The 8,792-nt window shown below is 67.6% G+C and carries 8 protein-coding genes; all 8 read right to left on the bottom strand.

Annotation, left to right across the window (positions count from 1 at the left end):
* Nucleotides 1–31: 31 nt before the first annotated feature.
* Nucleotides 32–553, bottom strand: coding sequence for a hypothetical protein (locus tag ABIA32_RS30525; RefSeq protein WP_370102527.1), 522 nt, complete (start codon nt 551–553; stop codon nt 32–34).
* Between the two features lie 22 nt (nt 554–575).
* Complete coding sequence (locus ABIA32_RS30520; RefSeq protein ID WP_370102524.1) at nt 576–1,229, bottom strand: hypothetical protein; 654 nt, start codon at nt 1,227–1,229, stop codon at nt 576–578.
* Nucleotides 1,222–3,042 (bottom strand): type IV secretory system conjugative DNA transfer family protein, encoded by a 1,821-nt coding sequence (locus tag ABIA32_RS30515; RefSeq protein WP_370102521.1) that lies wholly within the window; start codon nt 3,040–3,042, stop codon nt 1,222–1,224. The genes ABIA32_RS30520 and ABIA32_RS30515 overlap by 8 nt, the downstream gene beginning before the upstream one ends.
* Nucleotides 3,039–4,286 (bottom strand): ATP/GTP-binding protein, encoded by a 1,248-nt coding sequence (locus tag ABIA32_RS30510; RefSeq protein WP_370102519.1) that lies wholly within the window; start codon nt 4,284–4,286, stop codon nt 3,039–3,041. Before ABIA32_RS30510 ends, ABIA32_RS30515 begins: the two co-directional genes overlap by 4 nt.
* A 122-nt stretch (nt 4,287–4,408) precedes the next feature.
* Entirely contained in the window at nt 4,409–5,905 is a 1,497-nt protein-coding gene (locus tag ABIA32_RS30505; protein WP_370102516.1) for an SCO6880 family protein, read from the bottom strand.
* 32 nt (nt 5,906–5,937) lie between these two features.
* Nucleotides 5,938–7,437, bottom strand: coding sequence for a hypothetical protein (locus tag ABIA32_RS30500; protein WP_370102513.1), 1,500 nt, complete (start codon nt 7,435–7,437; stop codon nt 5,938–5,940).
* On the bottom strand, nt 7,427–7,963 hold the full coding sequence (locus ABIA32_RS30495) for a hypothetical protein (protein ID WP_370102510.1): 537 nt from the start codon (nt 7,961–7,963) through the stop codon (nt 7,427–7,429). The genes ABIA32_RS30500 and ABIA32_RS30495 overlap by 11 nt, the downstream gene beginning before the upstream one ends.
* 283 nt (nt 7,964–8,246) lie before the next feature.
* On the bottom strand, nt 8,247–8,570 hold the full coding sequence (locus ABIA32_RS30490; protein ID WP_042379983.1) for a hypothetical protein: 324 nt from the start codon (nt 8,568–8,570) through the stop codon (nt 8,247–8,249).
* Between the last annotated feature and the right edge of the window lie 222 nt (nt 8,571–8,792).

Genomic DNA, 8,792 nt, shown 5'->3' with positions numbered 1-8,792 from the left:
GTTCGAGTGCTTGTCGGCGGGGCCGCTGCGGCTACAGCTGCCGACCGCGGGCGCGGAGGTCGTCGACCGAGGTCCCGAGCACGCGCAGCCAGGAGGGCGTCAGGTAGTCCAGGAGTGCGCGCAGTTGGTCGTCGTCGAGCTCGTCGAGCGTTGTGGTGCCGTCGATCAGGGCGTCGGCGGTGCTGGCCAGCCACTCGGTGTGCTCGCGGGTGCGCTGGATGCGGGCCTCGAACTCGGCGTCGCTCTCCAGCCCCTCGTCCTCGTTCTCAAGGCCGGCTCCCGGCTCGGGGGGCAGGCGGACGAGCTCTGCCAGGACCTCGTACTCGGCGGTGGCCTTGAGCAGGCCCAGGCGCCCGACCCGCTGCTCGTGGGTCTCGTCAGCGGGGACCTGGTCGGTAACCACCAGGGAGTCCCACAGGTCGCCCACCTGCTGCTCGACCTGTTCTCCGAGGTTGGTGAAGAAGGTGATGGGGTCGGGCAGGGCGGCGTAGCGCTGGGGCAGCCAGCGGCGCCAGTAGGCGCGGGCCTCGCGTCCGTATCTGTTCATCGTCATGACGGGGTTCTCCTTGGGTAGGTCAGTCCTGATCGGGTCGGTCGTCGTCGCCCGCCTCGGATGGCGGCGTCTCCGGGTTCTCGTTGGGGCCCTGCGGCGGGTCTGCGCCGGGAGGCCCGTAGACCTGGAGGATTTCCTCCAGGTACTGCTCTTCTCCGATCCACGGCTGACGGTGCCGTTCCTTGTGCTGGCCGTTGCGGCAGCTGCCGAGCCAGAGACGGCCGATCCGCTCGATTGCGCGCGAGAGCGCGTCCTGCCACAGGTAGGGGGCGGAGCCGGCGTCTTCCTCGGCCGCGTAGGCAGACTGGTGCGAGGTCCACAAGGCGGTCAGCTCTTCGACCAGCGCTCCGTGCTTCCACCAGCACTGTCGCGGGATCTGGTCGTTGGTCACCTCGTAGCGGTCGGCCAGCCACAGCGTCCAGAGAACGAACTGGGGCCACAGCACACTGCGCTGTGTGGGTGTCAGTTCGGTCCAAGAGATGGCGGCCCCAGGAACCCGCTCCAGCTCTGCTTGCTCGCCCTGCTGTGTTGCGGCGTCGGACGCGGCAGGGCGCTCTTCGAGCATCCCCACGCGCTCGTTGACGAGTACGAGCTCAGCGTTGACGTTGACCAGCTCTTCGGTGATCCCGCGCAGCTGATCGAAGAGGTCGTCGAAGCCACCGCCCCCGCTACTCATGCGTACCCGCCTTCTCCCGCGGCACCGCGCTGTCCGCCACCAGCTGCCGGGCGGCTCGGGTGGCGTCCTTGATCTCCTGCGCGCGCGGCCCCTCGTGGGCGCGGACGAAGCTGACATGGACGGCGGGGGTGCGACGGTGGATGACCAGGCCGCCGCGCTCGGGGATCATCCGGATGTCGGCGGGCTCCAGGACGGGGCGGCGGCGCAACGAGGTGGAGACGGAGATCCGGTCGCCGTCATCGGAGATGGATTCCACGTCCTCGTCGAACTCTCCGGTCAGGGCCGAGTACGACTTGAGCTCTTCGGGATCGGAGATACCGCCGAGGAACAGCTTCACCGTGCCGGCCGCGTACATCTTCCTCACCCCGAGCGGTCCCCAGCGCTCTTCCGCCTGGGCGTAGGACTGGAGCACCGCGAGGATGAAGATGTTCTGTGATCCGCTGACCGACATCAGGGACGGGATCTCCGGCAGGGGAGCCACGTTGGCGAGCTCGTCCAGGAAGCACCCGAACGGGATCGGGAGCCGGCCGTTCGGCGCCCGACCGGCGATGGCCTTGGCCCGGTCGAACAGCGCCTTCGCGAAGGCAGCGTTCAACGGCGCGAAGGCGGAACCTTCCTCTTCCTCTCCGATCAGGAACAGGGTGCCGGATTCGGTGAGGAACTTGTCGATGTCGAAGACCTCCGCGTCCAGCGGCGGGGCGAAGATCTCGGCCACCGCGTCGTCGTAGAGGGCGATGAACGACTGCTGGGCGGTACGCCATGTGGCGCTCCGCTCCTCCTCTGCCGCGGTGTGCTGACCGGCCAGGGCCTGAGCCAGGCTGTGCTTGCCTTTCTCCGCCAGGAGGTCGACGGCCTCGCGGTTGTCCGGGTCGGCCGCCCACGCCAGGACATCCGCCACCGGTCGTCCGTTGAGGGCGGCCGCGTGCAGCCAACAGGTGATCAGCGTCTTCGCGTTCAGCGCGAAGTAGCCGCCGTTCGAGACACCCTCATCGCTCTTCGTGGTCGCGACCAGGGTCTCGGCCCGCTTACGGGCAACCTGATAGCGCTCGCAGCCGGCGGTCAGCGGCCAGCGCAGCTGGTAGGGCCAGCCGGACAGTCCGGTCGGGTCCAACACCCACACCGGCCCGTGTTCCTTGCGGAGTTCGGCCGTGTTGTAGAGGACGTCGGTCTTGGAGCTGGTGGCAAGGACCGTGCCTTTGAACTCCAGGATCTCCGGCAGGATGATCTGGCTGGTCTTTCCCTCCCGCGGCGGAGCGACCAGGATCATCGACTCCTCGATCGTGATCCACAGGTGGATCTGTGAGGGGTCCGCGCAGCCGATGTACACCGCTACGTCGCGGATCTGGATGGCCGTAGGGTTTGTCTCGTACAAGTCCGGTCGCAGGGACGCGGCGCGGGCCAGGGCTTGCTTCTCGCCCATCGCCTTCTCCAGCTGTGCTGCGGTGGCCTTGCCGTCCGCGCCGTCTGCTCCCCGGCGCTTCCACCACCAGTAGGTCTTCCATGTGCCGTAGAGGGCGGCGATGAGCAGCGCGGCGAAAGACGCCCAGTAGGCGATGGGCCCGCCGACCCCGTCCCGACGGGGCCAGGCGGCGGCAGGATTGCCAGGGTGCGCGACGATGCCCCGCAGCGCTGTGCCCGCGACATCCCAGCTCACCGCAGCCGGACGACCGTGCGCCAAGAGACCGGATACGGCGGCGGCGGCCCACAGCAGCACGGTGAGCAGCAACAGGCCGATCACCGGCACGATCCACACTGCGTCGCGGCCAGGGCGCAGTCGTGCCGCGGTCTTGGGGGTGGCAGCCTTGGGCGTCATGCGGCAGCCCCCTTGCGCATTGCCACCATGGGCGTCTGACCTGCGGCGGCGGTCGCCTTCTCGGTCATCCTGCGGTTGGTATCCGTCAACCGGATCTCAGCTTTTGTACGGATATGTTCCACAAGATTGATCCGGGAACCAACTTGCCAGATAGCCCGGCCCGGCGCGCAGACGTTCGCGCCGTCGGCGAGTGCGTCACGGGCCCACGAGGGCAGGCCCAGGTAGTCGGCAGTGATGTCTGCCTCGGCGCGGTCCAGGTGGTAGAGCACCCGGACAGCGGTGAGTTTGAGGATGGCCGCAGCCTCGGGGGCGTGCGCGAGCACGAGGTCCGCCAGGTGGTGCATCACCGCGATAAAGCTCAAGCCGAGTCGGCGACCGTAACGGACCAACTCCTCAAACAAGCGGGCCACGGGCCTGTGCGACAGGATGTGCCAGGCTTCCTCCACGATCAGCGTTCTCTTGATGCTGTCGCCGGACTTGATCCAGCCGAAGCGGATCCACGGCCCGATCACGGCCATGAGCAGCGGCATCGCCTCACCCTCACGGGGCAGGCGGGTCAGGTCGAAGACGATCAGCCGCGCGTCGAGGTCGATGCCGTCACTGGTGGGACCGTCGAACAGGCCGGCCAAGTCGCGGTGCGGGTTGCACAGTTCGTCGAGAGCGAGGGCCGCCGGCTGCCCCCAGTCGGCCAGCTCATGGGGGCTCACGGGCTGCTGACCCAGCAGCGCCGCGCTGGGCGCGGTCAGGGCGTCGAGTACGTCGGAGAGGATTACGACGCGTTGCTGCGAGCCAGCCTTGGCCACCGCCGCCCTGTGCGCTTCGGCCAGGGCGAACTTGCACTGCGACGTGATGACCGTCCCCGCGAGTATTTCGAACATCGATACGAGGATCTTGAACTGGTGCTCCTGCGGGATTCGTCCGTCGAGCGGGTTGATGCGGATCCCCTCGGTGGCGCCGACGTCCCCGTAGACCAGGCGGATCGGGGTGATGCCGAGTTCGCGCGCGATGCCGTCCCACTCGCCCGCGCCGTCCTCCCCCTGGGCGTCGAGGACGCAGAAACTCCGGTCGCGGAAGCGCAGTTGTCGCAGTACGTAGGTCTTCTCCAGCGCCGACTTCCCGTGCCCGGACTTCCCCAGAATCAGCATGTGGCCGCTGGGCAGCCTGATTCGAGCCTTGGGGTCGTACAGGATGAATGGATCGAAGATGTAGGCAGCCCCCGAGTACGCCTCGCGCCCGATGATCACGCCTCGGGGGTCCATGCTGGAAGCACCGACGGCGGGGTACAGGCCGCACGCGTTGGTGGTCGTGGATCGGATGGCGCGTCGGCGGGTCTGCGTCTGTCGGCGGAGGGAGTCCAGGATCACGGTCAGCTCTCCTTGATGAGGCCGCCCGCGAAGGGCTGGGTGTTGGCGAAGGCGCGGTGGTGCTCGTGGTCCATCCACTCCAGGCGCAGGCCGCTGCGCGTGGCTGCATTGCGCGTGGTGTCGGAGTCCCGGCGAAGTGCCTCGGCGTCGGGCGAGGTCACCGTCACCCAGCCGGTGAGCCGCACGCCCGCAGCGCCGTCCGCGATCTCGCGCATCGTGGCCACGGACGCGCTCTGCGCCTTGCGCTCACGCGGGTCCTCGATCTTGCCGGCGCGCTTGTCGGCTTGACCGAGCTCGGCCGTGGCGTCGGCCATGGCCTGGGTGATGGCCTGATCGGTGGGGACGAGGTCCATGGTCACCGCCACCGAGAGGATCACGTCCGAGACGTACAGAAGGAGAGGCGCCATGAAGTTGACCCCGACCGGAATGACGGGCCACTGCTTGATCCAGGCAGTGCGCGAGTGCCAGGCCTTCGCTGAGCTGTTCCAGCTCCGGGAGACGACGCGGTCGGCGGGGCGGGCGTCGAGTTCGGCGGGCCATGCCGTGACGCGGTCCATGCCTGTGGTGTCGTCGATCCAGTGGCTGGGGTCGAAGGTGTGGTGCAGGTAGGACGCGAGCAAGGCCTCGTCGTAGTTCCGGATGTGTCTGAGCTGGCCGCGGGCCAGTCCTCGGATGAAGGACTCGACCTCCTTGCCGAGGGTGATGCCGTATCCCTCGTGCAGGCTGTTGTAGCGTCGCGCTTCCGCCACGAGGTCCGTGCTGTAGGGGATGCCCACGACCAGGATCAGGCGGCGGTCTTCGGCGGTGACGGCGACCTGCCTGACCAGCTCGGAATAGGAGTCCTCCAGCCACTGCGGGGCGGCAGAGTCGCGCCGTGCTGCGGCGTCGCGCAGGTGGGCGTTTGGATCGGTGGGGATGATCCTCGTGATCCACTGCAGGCGGCGGATCCGCCCTCCGCTGTCGGCCGTCGACCTGAGCAGGTACTCGTAGGCCCTGATCAAGGCCTCCTTGTCGTCGGTGTCGAGGCTGCCGAAGTCCCGCATGGCTTCGACCTCCAGGGCAGCGGTGAACCACAGCTCGTGAGGTTGCAGCACGAAGGCGATCTCTCCGAACGCCGTGCGCGATGTGATCCACTCCATGTTCCGCGGCGCCCCGGGCGGCACGTCGATCGGCACCCGCCGGCCGCTGCTCAGCCACCCAGCCTCCGGGGCCTTGGAGCGGTAGAGCAGAGTGCCGTCGCGCAGCAGACACTTGTAGGTGCGGCGGATCTCGAACCACCGCACCCAGGTCCGACCCTTGTAGGGCGCGAGGGTGGCCCAGGTGCCCGATCCTGCGATGGCCGCGAAGACGAGAACCTTGACGATGATGTTGGCGACGAGGTAACCGGCGATGAGGCCCGAGACGAAGGCACCGCACAAGATGTACTGGTCATCGGCTTCAAGTTTCCGGCCGAGGAGACCTCGCGGCCGGGGCCGGGGGAAGGTGAATGTCCGTGGCATCGGGCGCTACCTTCCGGGCGTTCGGCTGGTGATCACGAGGACTCCGTCTCTGGAGGCTCCGGGGGAGTGGGCATCGGTGGTTCGTCTGCCGGCGGGACGGGCGGCGGCTGGGCGCCACGGCTGGTGTCCGCAACCCAGGTCTGCGCGCCCGGCGAGTCAGCGCTGGAGCTGGTGGTCCTGCTGGTGGCTGATGGGTCAGCGGCGGCATCGGGCCGGGACTCGCTCGTTTCCGGTCCTGATCCTGCGTTGCTGGTTGAGGTGTCCGAGGAAGCGGGTGGTTCGCCCGGCCCTCCCATCGCGTTGGAGGTGCTCCGCTCGGCGGTCTGTTTGGCCTCCTTCTTGGCGGTGTCGGCTGCATCCTTCGCGGCCAACGCGTTCCCTGCGGGGGAGTCACCTTCCTCGGAGCCACCCTCGGCGCTGCCGTCCCCCTCGCCGTCCCCGTCGCCGCCGCCGAGGCGGTTCCTGAGTTCGCCGAAGGTGTCGCCCACCTTGCCGCCGACGTTCTGTGCGCGGCCCTTGAAGTCGTCTCTGGCGGCGTACATGGCCTGGAGTTCGTCACCCACGACCGGCAGGAACTTCGCCAGCGTGAACGGCAGGTACAGCGCGAGCCACAGGACACCGATGCCGGTGAAGACCGTGGCGAATGCTTGGCCGATGGAGGGCGGCCCGGTGCCGTTGGTGGACACCAGTCCTGTGCCGAGGGCGAGGGTCGTAAAGGTGACGTACCGGGACGCGATGATCCCGGCGATCACCCCGATCCACCGCTTGCAGTGGCCCCAGAGGTTCCTGTCGACCAGTCCGCTGAACGCCGTGGCGCCGAAGACCAGTCCGCACAGGATGAGTGCGTCTCGGATGATGAGCTCCATCCAGACTCCTGCGACGGCGGAGAGCATCGCCAGCGCCAGGAAGATCACGATGACCTGGCCGCCGGGGATAGCCATCAGCACCCCTAGGGCGACCGACACACTGCTGGCCATGCTCCCGATATCCGACGAGACCGGGGCGAACATGACGGCTGCTGCCTGGTCGCCGAGTTCGGTGGCGTAGGCGACCGCCGCAGGGGCCAGTGCGGTGACGAAGACGGAGAGCATCAGGAAGCCGATCGACTCCCCTGCGGCCTGCAGAGGCGGAACTCCCTGCAGCGCTCGTTTCAGAACCGCGATCAGCCAGAGGATCACGGTGAGGACCGTCGAAGCTCCGAAGGCCAGGCCGTACGTCCGGAGGAAGCCGGCATTGCTCCAGTCGATGGTCGTTGACGACAGCAGCGCCTTGACCATCTCGTGGAACAAGCTGGCGACGGCGTTGTTGAAGAACTGCGCGATGTAGCCCATCGGGTCGTTCATGAAGTCGATCGACTTGTTGACCGTCTGCACGATGCCGCAGAGCTTGTCGGCGAACGGGATGCCCTTGCAGATCCCGCTGCTTCCATTTGCTCGGGCCCGGCCGGCGAAGAACAAGAGCTGCATTACGGTCGCCATCACGGCTACCAGTCGCAGTCGCGCCGCCAGGCGCTTGATCGCCTCAGCCGACATAGGGCGGCGCATCGAATGAGGAGTTGGCCGAACGGAAGTCGTCCACGGAGCTCGGGCTGCCCGACCCGGTGTCCAACGGCGTCGGGCCGTCGGCCGAGGTCACGGACACCAGCTTCCAGTCGCCCGTCTCCCACTGGAGGGTCAGCGTGTAGGTGGCCCACGAGGCTGAGACGGGGAGCGGGGCGCTCTTCGAGGTCGTGCCGATCACTCCGGCCATCCATACCTCGACCGTGGCCACCTGGTCCGAGTAACTGTCGGACTTGGTGCCCAGGGCCGCAGCCCGCGCGACCAGCGTGTTCGCGTTGGAGCCGTTGATACCCAGTGACACCAGCAGCGGCTTCATCGCTGCGTCCTCGTTGCTGATCATCTGCAGGCGCGCCCCGGAGGCCGCCATCGCGTCGATGATCTTGTGCCGCGCCGCAGGGCCGGTGAAGTAGCTCGCGGAGGATCGAGCAAGCTCGTAGTTGACCGCCGCCTGGACAGCACCTGCCGGCGTGTCGGGGTAGCCCACGGGGACGCCGGCCACGAGCCTCTGGGTTGCTGTGCTGGGGTTCCCGCCAGCGCCAGTAACAGACTGGGGCGGGGGAGTCCCGGCGCTCGAAGTGGGCGATGGAGTGCCCGCGCTGGCAGGGGTAGACGGGTTCCCCTTCGTCAGATTGACCGCCAACGCCATGACGAGCAGGGCCGCCAGCACCGATCCGGCAATAGCGAGTCCACGCCACCACGGCGGCTGCTTCGCGCTGGACGGCGAGGTCTCGTCAGTGATGACTCGCGTGCCGCGCCGTTCCTGGCGTCCTCGGGCTGCCATCTCAGATCCCCATCCCGTAGACGATGGTGAAGACAGTGCCGAGAGAGGCGACGACGAAGGCGCCTATCAGGGAGCCGGCCACCTCCTTCTTGCCTTTGCTGACCTGGGCAATGTCGTTCTGCCCCTCCCCGATCTTGATGTGGAAGGAGCCCAGCGCCGCCCTGCCCAGAAGTGCACTGATGACGGCGGCCATCACGATGTCGATCACGGTCTTTGCTGTGTTTCCGAGCGCCGAGAAGGGGCCCCAGTTCGGCGCGACGCCGTTGACGAGCCCCCCGATGTTGCCGTTCGCGGCGAGCTCCACCAGATGGTGCACAGCCGACATAACTCAACTCCCTCCCAGGCCTCGACGGATTCGTGCATCCCGGCGAGGCAGCTCGGAACGACGCCAGAGGCCACAGTATAAACACACGTTTACGTTATGGCGAGAGAGACCGGCGCTCTTGATGGCGCCAAATAAAGGGCGAACAAGTGGAATGCCAACATCGACTTCCCGCAGCTCCCAGAGTCACTGCTCGGGCATGGTGCTTGGTGAGCGACATGGAAT

The organism is Streptacidiphilus sp. MAP12-20, from assembly GCF_041262525.1.
GTDB lineage: Bacteria > Actinomycetota > Actinomycetes > Streptomycetales > Streptomycetaceae > Streptacidiphilus.
Note: the sequence above shows the minus strand (reverse complement) of the source record. Positions and strands in the feature narration are given on the sequence as shown.

What these genes read in the sequence shown, in the direction of transcription:
- ABIA32_RS30505 (WP_370102516.1), bottom strand. Translation starts at nt 5,905, where the DNA reads ATGCCACGGACATTCACCTTCCCCCGGCCCCGGCCGCGAGGTCTCCTC.
- ABIA32_RS30520 (WP_370102524.1), bottom strand. Translation starts at nt 1,229, where the DNA reads ATGAGTAGCGGGGGCGGTGGCTTCGACGACCTCTTCGATCAGCTGCGC.
- ABIA32_RS30525 (WP_370102527.1), bottom strand. Translation starts at nt 553, where the DNA reads ATGACGATGAACAGATACGGACGCGAGGCCCGCGCCTACTGGCGCCGC.
- ABIA32_RS30490 (WP_042379983.1), bottom strand. Translation starts at nt 8,570, where the DNA reads ATGTCGGCTGTGCACCATCTGGTGGAGCTCGCCGCGAACGGCAACATC.
- ABIA32_RS30500 (WP_370102513.1), bottom strand. Translation starts at nt 7,437, where the DNA reads ATGTCGGCTGAGGCGATCAAGCGCCTGGCGGCGCGACTGCGACTGGTA.
- ABIA32_RS30515 (WP_370102521.1), bottom strand. Translation starts at nt 3,042, where the DNA reads ATGACGCCCAAGGCTGCCACCCCCAAGACCGCGGCACGACTGCGCCCT.